This is a genomic window from Streptomyces spiramyceticus (assembly GCF_028807635.1).
In the GTDB taxonomy this organism is placed as follows: Bacteria; Actinomycetota; Actinomycetes; order Streptomycetales; family Streptomycetaceae; genus Streptomyces; species Streptomyces spiramyceticus.
The window spans coordinates 1,401,376-1,414,788 of record NZ_JARBAX010000001.1 but is presented as its reverse complement, the minus strand read 5'-3'; the positions used below and the strand labels follow the sequence as shown (position 1 = coordinate 1,414,788).

Genomic DNA, 13,413 nt, shown 5'->3' with positions numbered 1-13,413 from the left:
CTACCCGTTCCCCTACCCCTGCCCCTTCCCCTGCTCGTACGTCGCGACCTTCTCGTTGACGTACGAGAGGAGCTGCTCCGTCTGCTTGGTGATTGCCGCCTCCCGGGACTCCGAGCCGTCCGACCACTGGCCGTTGGCGAAGACCACCGACCGGACCGTCATCAGCCGTCTGAACACCCCGGCGGAGCCGGGCGGAACGGTCGGCAGACCGGCCTCGGGCGGCGGATCGAGCGAGACGACCTGGTAGGTGACCGGGTCCATCGAGGCCATCCCGAAGACCAATGCCGCGTCCTCGGCCCGCTTGAGGCTGAGCACGCCGACCGTCACCTGTGAGCGTCGCTCGGCATCGGTGAACAGGGCCGACGTCAGCTGGAGACAGCCCGAGCCCTGCGCGAGGACTCCGGCGAGCTGCTGAGACATGGCCCGGTCGCATTCGGTCGTGGTGCGTACCTCGACCCGGTCGTGGACGGAGCCGTCAGCGAGCCGGACGGTCTTCTCCGGGAAGGCCTGGGCGGGGCGGACGACGGGCCGGGCGAGCAGCGACGGCAGCGATGAAGGCGCGTCGCTGGGCAGCGCGCCGCTGACCGAAGGTACGGCGGCGGGCGCGGACGGGGGCAAGGACGCGGGCCCGGACGCCGATGCCGACGCCGCCGAACCGGCCGCCTTGTCCGGACCGGAGCCGGGCGGCGATCCCTGCCCGGCGTACAGCGCCGCGCCCGCCACCACGGCGACGGTCAGAGCGGCGGTACCGCCGGCTATGAGCCATATGCTGTGCCCGGTTTTCGGGGCCGGAGGGGGAGGGGGCGGGGGCGGGTACATGCCGCCGTATGCACCATGATCACCAAGAGTCATGGGCGCGGAGAGTAACAGCGTTGCCCGCCCCCGGCACGCCGGGTGATCAACAGCCCATATGTCTCGGCCGGTTCAAGACCGTGACATTGCGTCCCGTACCGCCTCATCCGTACGCGCCACCACCGCCGTACCGTCCTCCGCCGTGATGATCGGCCGCTGGATCAGCTTCGGGTGCGCGGAGAGCGCCGCGATCCACCGGTCACGGGAACCGGCGTCCCGCGCCCACTCCTTCACCCCGAGCTCCTTCGCCACCGCTTCCTGCGTACGCGTGATGTCCCACGGCTCAAGTCCGAGCCGCTCCAGCACGGCACGGATCTCGTCCTCCGTCGGTACGTCGTCGAGGTAGCGGCGCACCGTGTACTCGGCGCCCTCCTCGTCGAGCAGGTGCATCGCGCCACGGCACTTGGAACATGCGGGATTGATCCAGATCTCCATGGCCCCAACCGTACCGCCAGGCACCCCGCAAACACCGCCTGGCCAGGGCCGATTGTCAGTGGTGGACAGTAAAATTGAGGCAGTCAGAGAGGGTTCCCGACCGCCTCAGGAGGATGCCCATGGCCGCAGCCGCACTGTTCTCGATCGCTCCACAAACCCTGGCAAAGCGTCCGCTCCCGGCCGGACGGCCGCGCGTCTGGTACGAGACCCACAACCGCCGCCTCAAGGCCATGCGTCTGGCCATCGCCCTGCTGGACACGGGGGTGTACCTGCCCGAGCAGGCGAACAACCGCAAGATACGCAGCACCGCGGAGCTCATCGGTGCACACCAGCCGTCGGACACGACCTGCCGGATGGTGCGCGCTCTGATCCGCTACGGCCGCTGACGCTGCGGTCGGGGGGTCCGGGAGGCGTGGGCTTTCACGCCTCCCGGCCCCTCATATCCACCACGTCACGGACGCCGCTCAGTGGGACGGGTCACAGACAACCCGTAGCCCGCTGTGGGAGCTTCAACTGTGTTACTACTCAGTGGAGTTGATGAAGAGCCGACGGTGAGGGCCCGGCTCGGCACGGTCTGCCCGTACGTGGAAAGGATCGAATGAGCACTCTGCAAGCCGTTCCCCTCGACCAGCTGGTCGACACGGCTCGATACCCCCTGTCGGAACTCGAAAGCGCCGAGGGACAGGCCGTCGTGTCCCGCGCCCGGCGCGAACTGTCGACCCTCGGCTGCACCGTACTGCCGGACTTCGTCCGCCCGTCGATCCGCGACGCCCTGCGGCAGGAGTGCTCGGCCATCGCCCCCCGTGCGCACTTCGACGTAGAAACGGTCAACGTCTACAACATCGCGGTCGACTCGGCTCTGCCGGAGGACCACCCCGGCCGCAGAACCTTCCAGCGGGGCAACGCATTTGTCGCCCGCGACCGTATCCCCGCCGATTCCCTCATCAGTCGGCTGTACGCACACGAGGTGTTCCAGCGTTTCGTCGCCCGCTGCTTCGGACTCCCCCAGCTGCACGAGCTGGCGGACCCGCTGTCCGGTCTCGTCCTCAACGTCGTCGTGCCCGGCATGGAGCACCCCTGGCACTTCGACACCAACGAGTTCACCGTCAGCATGCTCACCCAGCAGGCCCGGTCCGGCGGCGACTTCGAGTACTGCCCCAATATCAGGTCCGCGCACGACGAGCGCTTCGACGACGTCCGCGACGTACTGGACGGCCGGGGCGAGCGGCTGACCCGGCGCCTCCCGCTGCAGGCCGGTGACCTGCAGTTGTTCAAAGGCCGGTACTCGCTGCACCGGGTGAGCCCCGTGCGCGGCGAGATCGCGCGCCACTCCGCGATATTCGCCTACAGCGAGCGCCCCGGCGTCATCGGAAGCGTGGCACGGACCCGGCAGCTCTTCGGCCGCGTACTGCCCGAGCACCTGACGGCCGAGGGCCGCGCCGTCCGGGGCGACCGACTGCTGGATTAACCGCGACCACCGCAACGATCACGGGACCACCACGATCACTGCGACCACCGCGATCACCGCGAGCCACGTGAGCCACGCGATCCACGGAGGAGTAAGCCCTGTGCGTTTCGACGCGACCGGAAAAGTCTCGCTCGACCACATCTACACTCAGCCCGATCCACGCACCTATTTCAATGTGCTCCGCCCGCTCGAATACTGCGTACCGCAGCAGGCCAAGCCCTATTTCGAGAAGCTCATCAAGCAGTACCGCGAGTCCCGGCAGGTCGCGGAGCCGAAAGTCCTCGACATCGGCTGCTCGTACGGGATCAACGCCGCCCTGCTGAAGTACGACGCCACCATGGACGAGCTGTACGCGCGCTACTCCAGCACCGCGAGCCGCGAGGCACTGCTGGCCCGCGACCGCGAACTGGCCACGTCGCGCCGCCCCGCGCACGGCATCCGCTTCGTCGGCCTGGACACCTCCTCCAGCGCGCTGTCCTACGCCCTCGACGCCGGATTCCTCGACGACGCGGTGCACGCCGACCTGGAGGAGCACGAGCCCACCCCCGCCCAGCGCGCCCAGTTCGCCGGGACGGACCTGGTGATCTCGACGGGCTGCCTCGGCTACGTCACCGAGCGGACACTCACCCGCGTCGTCCGGGCGCAGGGCGGCCGCCGCCCCTGGATGGCGCACTTCGTGCTGCGGATGTTCCCCTTCGACCCCGTCGAGCGCGCCCTGACCGGTCTGGGATACCGCACGGTCCGTGTCGACGAGGTGTTCAAACAGCGGCGGTTCGCCTCCCCGGACGAGCAGGCGCTCGTACTGGACAGAATGTCGGCCGCCGGGGTGGATGCGCAGGGCCTGGAAGCGGAAGGCTGGCTCTACGCACAGCTCTACCTCTCCCGGCCCGCCGACGAGAAAACAACAGGTCCCCAAGCCCCGAATCGAGAGCGGAATTGAACGTGAACGCCAGTCAGGGAACGGCAGCGGCCCCCACCACCTTCGCCCTGGAGGACAGCCTGCCGCGCGTCCCGCTCCCCACCCTGGAGGCGAGCTGCGAGAGGTTCCTCGCCTGGTGCGCGCCGCTGCTGACGGCCGACGAGCGGGCGGCGACCGAGGCGGAGGTCGCCGCCTTCCTCAGCCCCGACGGCCCCGGCCGCGCGCTGCACGCGGCGCTGGAGGAGTACGACGCCACCGACGGCGTACACAGTTGGCTCGACACCTTCTGGCCGTACCGCTACCTGGGCCGCAGGGACCGGATCGCGCTCAACGCCAACTTCTTCTTCCTGTTCAAGGACACCGGGCAGGCGCAGACGGAGAGGGCGGCCGGCCTGATCGCCGGAGCCGTCAACTACAAAAACCGGCTCGACGGTGAACTCCTCCCGCCGGTGATGCAGCGCGGGCGCCCCCAGTCGATGGAACAGAACAAGTTCCTCTTCTCCACCACCCGCATTCCGGGCCAGGAACAGGACACGGTCCGCAGCCCTTACTCGGACGACTGGCCGGGCCCGTCCACCGCGCGGCACATCGTGGTGTTCTTCCGGGGCGCCATGTTCCGGCTGGACGTATACGGTCCGGACGGGGTCCCGCACAGCCTGGAAGACCTGGAGGCAGGGCTCCGCGCCGTAATGAAGACCGGCGCCGACACAGCCGGGGACCAGGTCGGCCACCTCACCACCATGGCGCGAGCCGAGTGGGCGGCGGCCCGGCACTCCCTGCTCGCCTGCCACCCCGGCAACGCGGAGGCGCTGGACGCCGTCGAAACCGCGCTGTTCTGCGTCTGCCTGGAGGACTTCGCACCCGCGGACACCCAGGAGACGTGCGACGAACTGCTGTACGGAGACCGGGGCAACCGCTGGTTCGACAAGGCCGTGTCCCTGATCGTCTTCGCCGACGGCCGCGCGGGCATCAACGTCGAACACTGCGAGCTCGACGGAACCACCATCCTCAGCTTCGTCGACGCCCTGCTGGCCACCTCCGCCGGGGACCACTCGGAGCAGTCGGGCGCCCGCCACCAGGGCGGCCCGAAGCCGGAACCGATCACGTTCGAACTGGACGAGGCCCTGCGAGCCAAGATCCGCTCCGCCGCCGAAGCGTTCGCGGACTACGGAAACAACACGGCGACCAGGACCGTCTCCTTCGACGACTTCGGCGCCAACACCGCAAAATCCCTGCGCGTCTCACCGGACGCATTCGTACAACTCGCCTACCAACTCGCCCACCAGCGCGCCAGGGGCCACCTGGGCGCCACGTACGAATCGATCGCCACCCGGCAATGGCGGCGCGGACGTACAGAGGCGATGCGCGTGGTCACCCCCGAGGCGCAGGCGTTCGTATCAGCGATGAACGACCCGACGACGAACGCCGACACCCGCCGAACCGCCTTCCGGGCCGCCGCCGAGGCACACGTGAAGCGCGCCAAGGAATGCCAGCTGGGCGAGGCCCCGGAACAGCACCTCTGGGAACTGGAACTGATCCAACGACGCCGGGGCCAGGCCCTAGGCGTGACCGAACAACCACCCCTCTACCGGACCCCGGGCTGGCTGAAGATGCGCGACGACTACCTGAGCACCAGCTCGGCCCCGTCCGCCAACATCCAGTACTTCGGCTTCGGCTCGACAAGCAGCCGCTGTATCGGCGTCGCCTACGTCCTGCTCCCCGAACGCTTCAACCTCTACCTGAGCACCCCCCAGCCGGTCGCCCCCCAGATGCACACCTTCGCCGACCGGCTCCGGGAGGCGGTGAGCGAACTGAGGGAGCTGCTGAACCACTCCTAGCCGTCTCCTAGCCGCCTTCACGGGATCAGAGAGTTGTAAACCTCGATCACCTTGGAGTCGAACGGCGGCGCCCCGAGCGCCTGTGCGGCAGGCTTGACCGTCCCCTCCAGAAACCGCCGGAACGCGTCTTCCGACTCCCATACGTCAATGACCTGCCAACCGCCCGCCTCGCCGGGCGTCCCGAAGTGTGCGATGAGCCCGCTGGGCGGCTTCGCACGGTCCGGGATCGCCCGGTCGAAGGTCTTCTGGTAGAGCTCCTTGGTCCAGTCCGGGCCACGGTTGATTACCAGAATTGCCATGTCAGTTCCTCGATCCACATTCGAAGACAGCCTGTCTCCATGACGCTAGATCGATGTGGTGAGGCCAGCGAGCGGTGGCGAGTGGTTCTACGCCGTCTGACGGAATGGGTGCGGGACCTCGTACAGCTGAGAGCCGTTGCCCCAGGGTACTGGCCAGTAATTACTGACTGCCCACGATCTTTAGCTGTCGAAGTGCAGCCGAACGAGTGCTCTGACCTGCACGAACGTCCCTACAGTAAGATCATCTTGCGTAATTGCCGCCGCGTGGGGCCCGCAACGCTCCTGGGTGTGCAGGATGCCCCGCCTGCGCCAGTCGTCAGTTCGTTATGCAGAGTGATACTGGGGGGCGTAGCGTGTGTACACATTTTCTGGGTACATTCTCTGTATGGAGACCATCCCGATCTCAGAACTGAATCACCACACATCGAGGGTCACCGCGAAGGTCAAGCGAGGGACCACCGTGCACATCACCGAGCACGGCAAGCCCATCATGCGACTCGTCCCGGAGGAAGAGGCCGCAACCGCCCTGGATCGCCTCGCCACGTCCGGCAAGGTGTACCGCAGTGCCCACCCTGGCGCCATGCCGGAGCTGATTGACGACCTCGCCGATCTTCCGTCCCTGTCAGACCTGCTGATCGCGGAGCGGGACAAGGAGCGCAACCGTTGAGCCTCCACTACCTGGACACCTGCGCCTTGCTCAAGCTGGTCAAGCCGGAGGGCGAGACAGCGGCACTACGGGCCTGGCGCGCCGGGCTGGGTCAGCATGCGCAACTGGTGACCTCGCAGTTGGCCGGCGTAGAGCTGGCACGGACGTTCCGTCGCGCAGGAATCGATAGGCAACGCATCCCGTTCCTGGTGCTCAACACCCTCAAAGGCGTGGACCAGATCGTCCTCGACGACGACGTTCTGGTCCGCGCCTCCGCGTACGAGGTGGAGAAGCTCGGCACGCTCGACTCAATCCACCTGTCCACCGCCGACCCCCTGAAGGAGGAGCTGGACGGCTTCGTGACCTACGACAAGGAGCTGTCCGCCGCAGTAGAGGCGAACGGCCTCACGCTCCTCGCCCCCGGCGCGGAGACCACCTAGCAAACGCCTCAGAAGCTCCCGCCGCACCGCCCTACGGGGCCTACTCAGGCAGCGCAGCACTACACCCCGCACTTCGTTGCTGCTGGGGGGCGCAGTAAGTCAGGAGCTGGTCAGCGCTGGTTCCATCCGAACCTGGAGCGCACCCGGCCGGCGGCGATGTGAGCAAGAGCCGCCGCGTGATACGGAACTGTGTTCTCGGGGATCTCGTCGAAGGCGTACCAGGCGATGCCGCCACACTCGCTCGTCCGTCAGGGCGACCAACAGCCGCTGTTGGACTTCATCGAGCGCGCGGATGGAAATGGGGATGCTCAAACGGGCGAAGCGGTCCGGCTGGTGGATCGCTGGAGTGAAGGACCCGGAGACGATCGCCGAGCACTCGTTCCGGGTGGGCATCGTCGGCGCGGTGCTGGCCATGATGGAGGGAGCCGACCCGGCGAGGGTGGCGCTGATGTGCCTCTTCCACGACACGCAGGAGACCCGCGTCAGCGATATCCCCCACATTGGCCGGCGTTACCTCGAAGCAGCGTCCAACGAGAAGGTCACCGCAGACCAGATGTCGGCCGCTCACCCCGACGTCGCCACCGGCGTTCAGTGTGTGGTCGAGGAGTACGAGAACGGCACCAGCCTGGAAGTGATCGTTGCCCACGACGCCGACAAGCTCGAATGCCTTATCCAAGCCGTCGAGTACCGCGAGCAAGGATGCGGGAACGTTCAGAACTGGATTGACACCAGCCGTAACAGCCTCCAGACCGCGTCGGCGCAAGCCCTCGCTGAGGCCGCGCTGAAAGACGTATCTCCGCTGAACCAGCTGGAACATGACGAAGCCCTCGCCTCCAGCAAAGCTGCGGGCTGAACGGCGATCACAGAAACGGCCGTCGGCCGCGCCTTCCGGGAGGGAAGAACGCGGCCGACGGCCCACAGACGGCCCAGGCGAGCGGAAACCCGCTGACCTGGGGCCTTCCTAGATGTCGAAGTACAGCTCGAACTCGTGCGGGTGCGGGCGCAGCTGGATCGGGGCGATCTCGTTCGTGCGCTTGTAGTCGATCCACGTCTCGATCAGGTCGGGCGTGAAGACGCCGCCGGCCAGAAGGTAGTCGTGGTCCGCCTCGAGCGCGTCCAGGACGGCCGGGAGGGACGTCGGGACCTGCTGGACGTTCGCGTGCTCCTCGGGAGCCAGCTCGTAGAGGTCCTTGTCGATCGGCTCGGCCGGCTCGATCTTGTTCTTCACGCCGTCGAGGCCCGCCATCAGGAGCGCCGAGAACGCGAGGTACGGGTTCGAGGACGGGTCCGGGGCGCGGAACTCGACGCGCTTGGCCTTCGGGTTCGAGCCCGTGATCGGGATACGCATGGCAGCCGAGCGGTTGCGCTGCGAGTAGACCATGTTGACCGGGGCCTCGAAGCCGGGCACCAGGCGGTGGTACGAGTTCACCGTCGGGTTGGTGAAGGCGAGCAGCGACGGGGCGTGCTTGAGGATGCCGCCGATGTAGTAGCGGGCGGTGTCCGAGAGGCCCGCGTAGCCGGTCTCGTCGTAGAACAGCGGGTCGCCGTTCGCCCACAGCGACTGGTGGACGTGCATGCCCGAGCCGTTGTCACCGAAGATCGGCTTCGGCATGAAGGTCGCGGTCTTGCCGTTGCGCCAGGCGACGTTCTTCACGACGTACTTGAAGAGCATCAGGTCGTCGGCGGCGGCGAGGAGGGTGTTGAACTTGTAGTTGATCTCGGCCTGGCCGGCCGTGCCGACCTCGTGGTGCTGACGCTCGACCTGCAGGCCGTTCTTGTCCAGCTCCAGGGAGATCTCGGCACGCAGGTCGGCGAAGTGGTCGACCGGCGGGGTCGGGAAGTAGCCACCCTTGTAGCGGACCTTGTAGCCACGGTTGTTCTCGACCGCACCGGTGTTCCAGGCGCCTGCCTCGGAGTCGATGTGGTAGAAGGACTCGTTCGCGGAGGTCTGGAAACGGACGTTGTCGAACACGTAGAACTCGGCCTCGGGGCCGAAGTACGCCGTGTCGGCGATGCCGGTGGACGTGAGGTACGCCTCGGCCTTCTTCGCCACGTTCCGCGGGTCACGGCTGTACTGCTCGCCCGTGATCGGGTCGTGGATGAAGAAGTTGATGTTGACCGTCTTGTCCTTGCGGAACGGGTCTACGCGTGCCGTCGACAGGTCCGCACGGAGCGCCATGTCGGACTCGTGGATGGCCTGGAAGCCGCGGATCGACGATCCGTCGAAGGCCAGCTCCTCGTTCGGGTCGAACGCCGCGGCCGGAATCGTGAAGTGCTGCATCACTCCGGGCAGGTCGCAGAACCGGACGTCGACGAACTTGACGTCTTCGTCGGCGAGGAACTTCTTCGCGTCGTCGGCGTTCTGGAACATCCAACTCCTCCTACTCCCACCCGGGAGGGGCGGGGTTGCAGCTCTTCGTGCGGCCAGTGCGGTGGCACACGCTGGACCCGACCATAGGCAGACCGGATTTCTCAAGCGTGACCCATTTGTTTCGCGCAAGTTAACCAGGGCGGCTCCGAAGGGCCCCGACTTCCAGGGTACGAAACCGGGCACAGTACCGTTGACGCGTGGACAACAGGCAAGCAATCGGATCGTGGCTGTCCGGGCCGGGCGAGGCCGCCAAACAGATGGGTGCCGTCACCGGCTACCGGGGCGAGCGGCTCGGTCTCCCCGAGGTGGGCCCCGGGGCCGTCGCCCCGCTGGGCCGCCGCTTCGGCGCCCTTTTCATCGACTGGTCACTGTGCATGCTGATCGCATACGGGCTGCTCGCCGGCCGTAATTGGCAGGCGTCCGGCAACTGGGCGCTCGGCGTTCTGCTCGTACTGAGCGTGCTCACCGTCGGAACGGTCGGCTTCACCCCGGGCAAGCGGCTCTTCGGCCTCCGCGTCGTGGCCGAGGACGGTGCCCGCCTCGGCATCTTCCGCGTCATCGTGCGGAGCGCGCTGCTCTGCCTCGCGATCCCGGCGCTGGTCTGGGACCGCGACGGCCGCGGGCTGCACGACAGGCTGGCGCGCGCCGTGCAGGTGCGGATCTGAGGTTACGTAACAGCTGTAAAGAAGCGAAAGCGGCCCTGACCTCGTGGTCCGGGCCGCTTTCCGTGCAGATCGCAGATCAAGCGCGTATTACCGCTGTCGTGGTCCCCGCATGCCACGCCCGGGAATGGGCCCCTTCGGCAGCGGCATGTTGGACATGAGGTCGCCCATCGCGCGCAGCCGGTCGTTGGCCGACGTCACCTGCGGGCCCGTGAGGACGCGCGGCAGCTTGAGCATCGTGGTGCGCAGCCTCTTCAGCGGCACCTGACCCTCTTCGTTGCCGATGACGATGTCGTGGACGGGTACGTCCATGACGATGCGCGCCATCTTCTTCTTCTCCGCCGCCAGCAGAGTCTTGAGCCGGTTCGGGTTGCCCTCGCCCACCAGGACGATGCCGGCCTTGCCGACGGCCCGGTGCACGACGTCCTGGTTGCGGTTCATGGCCACGGCCGGAGTCGTCGTCCAGCCCCGGCCGACGTTCTGCAGCACGGAGGCCGCAGCGCCCGGCTGTCCTTCCATCTGCCCGAAGGCAGCTCGCTCGGCGCGGCGTCCGAAGACGATCGCCATCGCGAGGAAGGCCAGCAGGAAGCCCAGGATGCCCAGATAGACCGGGTGATCGATCAAGAAGCCGATCGCGAGGAGGACACCGAAGGTGACGATTCCCACGCCCGCGACGACAAGACCGACCTTCGGGTCAGCCTTGCGGGTCATCTTGTAGGTCAGGGCGATCTGCTTGAGTCGCCCGGGGTTCGCAGCAGCCTCAGCGCTGTCTTGTTTTGCCTTCCTCGCCATGTTCCGAAGTTTACGTGGCCGTGGAAGTACGGCTCGCCACGGCCTCCAGTACGTGCTGAGCCTCGACCCGGTCCCTCGCCCTGCGCCGGTCTTCGAGGACCGACGTCCAGGCGTTCCGGCGGGCGGTGCGCTGGCCGCCGCGCATCAGCAGAGACTCGACGGCTCGGAGCGCGTCGGTGACGGACGGGATGGCGGTGGCGCGTACGTCGGTCGCGGCCTGCATGGGGAGGTCCCTCCTCGGAGCGGAAGACTCGGGAACGTGCGCGTGCTGGGGGCCGTGCTGGGGGTGGAGCGGGAGGTTCAGGGTGGAGCGGAGTGGAGCTCTGCGTAAACCTAGGGTCACTGACTGGTGTTACCAGTGCGTGACCGGGCGGTCAAACGCCCATGAATCCTTGACGCGTACGGCCGAAACACTGACGCGGCCCGTACGGTCCCCTGACCTGCGGGGACCCTACGGGCCGCGTCAACTTGCCATTACTGGCGGGTAGTTGCTTGTGCGCCGATTCACACAGCCTGCACTCATACAGCCTGCGCTCACCCGGGCTGCGCTCACACAGCCTGGGTGGTGGCCTTCTCGGCGCGTCGCTCCATCGCCTGACCGAAGAGCCGGCCGGCACGGTACGAGGAACGGACCAGCGGTCCGGACATCACACCGGAGTAGCCGATCTCCTCGGCCTCCTCCTTCAGCTCCACGAACTCGTGCGGCTTCACCCAGCGCTCGACGGGGTGGTGGCGCGGGGAGGGGCGCAGATACTGCGTAATCGTGATGAGCTCGCAACCCGCGTCGTACAGATCCTGGAGCGCCTGGCTGACCTCTTCGCGCTCCTCGCCCATGCCCAGGATGAGGTTCGACTTGGTCACCAGACCGGCCTCGCGGGCCCGTGTGATGACTTCGAGGGAGCGCTCGTACCGGAAGCCGGGGCGGATGCGCTTGAAGATGCGCGGCACCGTCTCGACGTTGTGGGCGAGCACCTCGGGGCGCGACGAGAAGACCTCGGCCAGCTGCTCGGGGACCGCGTTGAAGTCGGGGATCAGCAGCTCGACCTTGGTGCGGCCGTCCGCGCGCTCGGACGTCATGCCGTGGATCTGGCGCACGGTCTCCGCGTACAGCCAGGCGCCGCCGTCCTCCAGGTCGTCGCGCGCGACGCCGGTGATGGTGGCGTAGTTCAGGTCCATCGTGACGACGGACTCACCCACACGGCGCGGCTCGTCCAGGTCGAGCGCGGCGGGCTTGCCCGTGTCGATCTGGCAGAAGTCACAACGCCGGGTGCACTGGTCACCGCCGATGAGGAAGGTGGCCTCGCGGTCCTCCCAGCATTCGTAGATGTTCGGACAGCCGGCCTCCTGGCACACCGTATGCAATCCTTCGCCCTTCACCAGGGCCTGCATCTTGGTGTACTCGGGGCCCATCTTCGCCCGGGTCTTGATCCACTCGGGCTTGCGCTCGATGGGGGTCTGGCTGTTCCGGACCTCCAGGCGCAGCATCTTGCGTCCGTCGGGTGCGACTGCGGACACGTCCGGCTCCCTACGACTTCGATTCTTCGGCGAACACCAGGGTACGCCCGATATTTGTACGGTCTTACGCCCGCCCGTCGCCCGACCACCACCCCTGGCGGACAGCGCTTTGCGCTGGCTGTGACAACAACCTCTGGCCAGAGGGGCGCATTCCCGCGCATACCCCTAGGCGGACGCCTGCTCCACGACGCGAGGCGCCAGAGCCGCGTTCTCCAGTACGTCGCGCAGGTGCTTCTCGACGACGGGCAGCACCTCGGCGACCGGCACCTCGCGCCCCAGCTCGCCCGAGAGCGAGGCGACGCCCGCGTCGCGGATGCCGCACGGCACGATCCGGTCGAACCAGGTGTTGTCCGGGTTCACGTTCAGCGAGAAGCCGTGCATCGTGACGCCCTTGGCGACGCGGATGCCGATGGCGGCGAGCTTGCGGTCCTCGCGGCGCTGGCCGGCGTTGGACGGAGCGTACTCGGGACCGTTCAGACGCGCGTCGAACTCGTCGTCGTGCAGTCGCGGATCGAAGTCGAGGGAGAGGCCCCCGAGCGACGGGCGCTGATCCACCGGATCGCCGAGCACCCAGACGCCGCTGCGGCCCTCGATCCGGGTCGTCTCCACGCCGAACTCGGCGCAGGTACGGATCAGTGCGTCTTCGAGGCGGCGTACGTGCGCCACGACGTCCACCGGACGCGGCAGCTTCATGATCGGGTAGCCGACGAGCTGGCCCGGGCCGTGCCAGGTGATCTTGCCGCCGCGGTCCACGTCCACCACGGGCGTGCCGTCCAGCGGGCGCTCGTTGTCCTGGGTGCGCCGCCCCGCCGTATACACGGGCGGGTGCTCGAGGAGCAGGCAGGTGTCCGGGACCTCGTCCACGAACCGTGCCGCGTGCACCTCGCGCTGCTTCTGCCATGCCTCCTGGTACTCGACGGCTTCCTCGCCGAACCCCAGTCGGACAAACCGCAGCTCACTCACGGCAACGCCTCCCTAGAACCGGCACCCTGCACATTTGGGCGCCTCAGCCACTGTACGACCGGGGCGCCACTGGTCACCGGGCAGGTCATTTTCGTCAGCGTTCGCCCGGATCCTCACACGATCGGATGAATGTGGGGCGAAGGCGACAGAGCGAGCGGGGCGGGCGGCTAAATTCGCGCCGTTCCATGAGGGCTGCTCCCGGAGCCCAGAAGG

General features: G+C 67.4%; 16 protein-coding genes. 8 read left to right on the top strand and 8 right to left on the bottom strand.

All coding sequences use genetic code 11. The features are described 5' to 3' along the window. Positions 1 to 12: 12 nt before the first annotated feature. On the bottom strand, positions 13 to 852 hold the full coding sequence (locus tag PXH83_RS06345; RefSeq protein ID WP_274557671.1) for a hypothetical protein: 840 nt from the start codon (positions 850 to 852) through the stop codon (positions 13 to 15). Positions 853 to 924: 72 nt separating this feature from the next. Beyond that, positions 925 to 1,287, bottom strand: a complete 363-nt coding sequence (locus PXH83_RS06340) for an arsenate reductase family protein (protein ID WP_274557669.1) — start codon at positions 1,285 to 1,287, stop codon at positions 925 to 927. Between the two features lie 119 nt (positions 1,288 to 1,406). On the opposite strand from PXH83_RS06340, the gene PXH83_RS06335 reads away from it, so the two are divergent. The 4 genes from PXH83_RS06335 to PXH83_RS06320 all read left to right on the top strand — a co-directional run bounded on the left by PXH83_RS06335 (position 1,407) and on the right by PXH83_RS06320 (position 5,512). Further along, positions 1,407 to 1,673 (top strand): hypothetical protein, encoded by a 267-nt coding sequence (locus tag PXH83_RS06335; protein WP_251019939.1) that lies wholly within the window; start codon positions 1,407 to 1,409, stop codon positions 1,671 to 1,673. Positions 1,674 to 1,885: 212 nt separating this feature from the next. Further along, positions 1,886 to 2,755 carry a HalD/BesD family halogenase gene (locus PXH83_RS06330; protein WP_274557666.1) on the top strand — a complete coding sequence of 290 codons (870 nt, stop codon included), beginning with the start codon at positions 1,886 to 1,888 and terminating at the stop codon, positions 2,753 to 2,755. Positions 2,756 to 2,855: 100 nt separating this feature from the next. Beyond that, on the top strand, positions 2,856 to 3,695 hold the full coding sequence (locus tag PXH83_RS06325) for a class I SAM-dependent methyltransferase (protein ID WP_274557664.1): 840 nt from the start codon (positions 2,856 to 2,858) through the stop codon (positions 3,693 to 3,695). 2 nt (positions 3,696 to 3,697) lie between these two features. After that, complete coding sequence (locus PXH83_RS06320; protein WP_274557662.1) at positions 3,698 to 5,512, top strand: choline/carnitine O-acyltransferase; 1,815 nt, start codon at positions 3,698 to 3,700, stop codon at positions 5,510 to 5,512. 17 nt (positions 5,513 to 5,529) lie between these two features. Here PXH83_RS06320 and PXH83_RS06315 read toward each other — a convergent pair whose 3' ends face one another. After that, on the bottom strand, positions 5,530 to 5,811 hold the full coding sequence (locus tag PXH83_RS06315) for a hypothetical protein (RefSeq protein WP_274557660.1): 282 nt from the start codon (positions 5,809 to 5,811) through the stop codon (positions 5,530 to 5,532). Between the two features lie 385 nt (positions 5,812 to 6,196). Between PXH83_RS06315 and PXH83_RS06310 the strand changes: the two genes are divergently transcribed. The 3 genes from PXH83_RS06310 to PXH83_RS06300 all read left to right on the top strand — a co-directional run bounded on the left by PXH83_RS06310 (position 6,197) and on the right by PXH83_RS06300 (position 7,750). Next, positions 6,197 to 6,478 (top strand): type II toxin-antitoxin system Phd/YefM family antitoxin, encoded by a 282-nt coding sequence (locus tag PXH83_RS06310; protein ID WP_274557658.1) that lies wholly within the window; start codon positions 6,197 to 6,199, stop codon positions 6,476 to 6,478. Continuing rightward, positions 6,475 to 6,897 carry a type II toxin-antitoxin system VapC family toxin gene (locus PXH83_RS06305; protein WP_274557656.1) on the top strand — a complete coding sequence of 141 codons (423 nt, stop codon included), beginning with the start codon at positions 6,475 to 6,477 and terminating at the stop codon, positions 6,895 to 6,897. The genes PXH83_RS06310 and PXH83_RS06305 overlap by 4 nt, the downstream gene beginning before the upstream one ends. A 304-nt stretch (positions 6,898 to 7,201) precedes the next feature. Beyond that, positions 7,202 to 7,750 carry an HD domain-containing protein gene (locus PXH83_RS06300; RefSeq protein ID WP_274557654.1) on the top strand — a complete coding sequence of 183 codons (549 nt, stop codon included), beginning with the start codon at positions 7,202 to 7,204 and terminating at the stop codon, positions 7,748 to 7,750. Between the two features lie 108 nt (positions 7,751 to 7,858). Here PXH83_RS06300 and glnA read toward each other — a convergent pair whose 3' ends face one another. Beyond that, positions 7,859 to 9,268, bottom strand: coding sequence for a type I glutamate--ammonia ligase (gene glnA, locus PXH83_RS06295; RefSeq protein ID WP_214915284.1), 1,410 nt, complete (start codon positions 9,266 to 9,268; stop codon positions 7,859 to 7,861). 197 nt (positions 9,269 to 9,465) lie between these two features. Here glnA and PXH83_RS06290 point away from each other — a divergent pair, with 197 nt between their 5' ends. Beyond that, positions 9,466 to 9,933: an RDD family protein gene (locus PXH83_RS06290; RefSeq protein WP_274557650.1), complete on the top strand. Its 468-nt coding sequence runs from the start codon at positions 9,466 to 9,468 to the stop codon at positions 9,931 to 9,933. An 87-nt stretch (positions 9,934 to 10,020) separates the two neighbouring features. Here the strand turns inward: PXH83_RS06290 and PXH83_RS06285 are convergent, their stop codons facing one another. From PXH83_RS06285 to lipB, 4 genes are all read right to left on the bottom strand, one after another. Then, positions 10,021 to 10,722 (bottom strand): DUF4191 domain-containing protein, encoded by a 702-nt coding sequence (locus PXH83_RS06285; protein WP_274557648.1) that lies wholly within the window; start codon positions 10,720 to 10,722, stop codon positions 10,021 to 10,023. Between the two features lie 10 nt (positions 10,723 to 10,732). Then, on the bottom strand, positions 10,733 to 10,945 hold the full coding sequence (locus tag PXH83_RS06280; protein ID WP_274557646.1) for an SCO2195 family GlnR-regulated protein: 213 nt from the start codon (positions 10,943 to 10,945) through the stop codon (positions 10,733 to 10,735). Positions 10,946 to 11,271: 326 nt separating this feature from the next. Then, positions 11,272 to 12,237 carry a lipoyl synthase gene (lipA, locus tag PXH83_RS06275; RefSeq protein ID WP_214915272.1) on the bottom strand — a complete coding sequence of 322 codons (966 nt, stop codon included), beginning with the start codon at positions 12,235 to 12,237 and terminating at the stop codon, positions 11,272 to 11,274. A gap of 165 nt (positions 12,238 to 12,402) precedes the next feature. Further along, the gene (gene lipB / locus PXH83_RS06270) at positions 12,403 to 13,200 is read right to left on the bottom strand and encodes a lipoyl(octanoyl) transferase LipB (protein ID WP_274557642.1); all 798 of its coding nucleotides are present in this window, start codon (positions 13,198 to 13,200) and stop codon (positions 12,403 to 12,405) included. Positions 13,201 to 13,413 lie beyond the last annotated feature (213 nt).

Coding starts and splice junctions, on each gene's coding strand:
- PXH83_RS06345 (WP_274557671.1), bottom strand. CDS start 852: ATGACTCTTGGTGATCATGGTGCATACGGCGGCATGTACCCGCCCCCG.
- PXH83_RS06340 (WP_274557669.1), bottom strand. CDS start 1,287: ATGGAGATCTGGATCAATCCCGCATGTTCCAAGTGCCGTGGCGCGATG.
- PXH83_RS06335 (WP_251019939.1), top strand. CDS start 1,407: ATGGCCGCAGCCGCACTGTTCTCGATCGCTCCACAAACCCTGGCAAAG.
- PXH83_RS06330 (WP_274557666.1), top strand. CDS start 1,886: ATGAGCACTCTGCAAGCCGTTCCCCTCGACCAGCTGGTCGACACGGCT.
- PXH83_RS06315 (WP_274557660.1), bottom strand. CDS start 5,811: ATGGCAATTCTGGTAATCAACCGTGGCCCGGACTGGACCAAGGAGCTC.
- PXH83_RS06310 (WP_274557658.1), top strand. CDS start 6,197: ATGGAGACCATCCCGATCTCAGAACTGAATCACCACACATCGAGGGTC.
- PXH83_RS06300 (WP_274557654.1), top strand. CDS start 7,202: ATGCTCAAACGGGCGAAGCGGTCCGGCTGGTGGATCGCTGGAGTGAAG.
- glnA (WP_214915284.1), bottom strand. CDS start 9,268: ATGTTCCAGAACGCCGACGACGCGAAGAAGTTCCTCGCCGACGAAGAC.
- PXH83_RS06285 (WP_274557648.1), bottom strand. CDS start 10,722: ATGGCGAGGAAGGCAAAACAAGACAGCGCTGAGGCTGCTGCGAACCCC.
- PXH83_RS06280 (WP_274557646.1), bottom strand. CDS start 10,945: ATGCAGGCCGCGACCGACGTACGCGCCACCGCCATCCCGTCCGTCACC.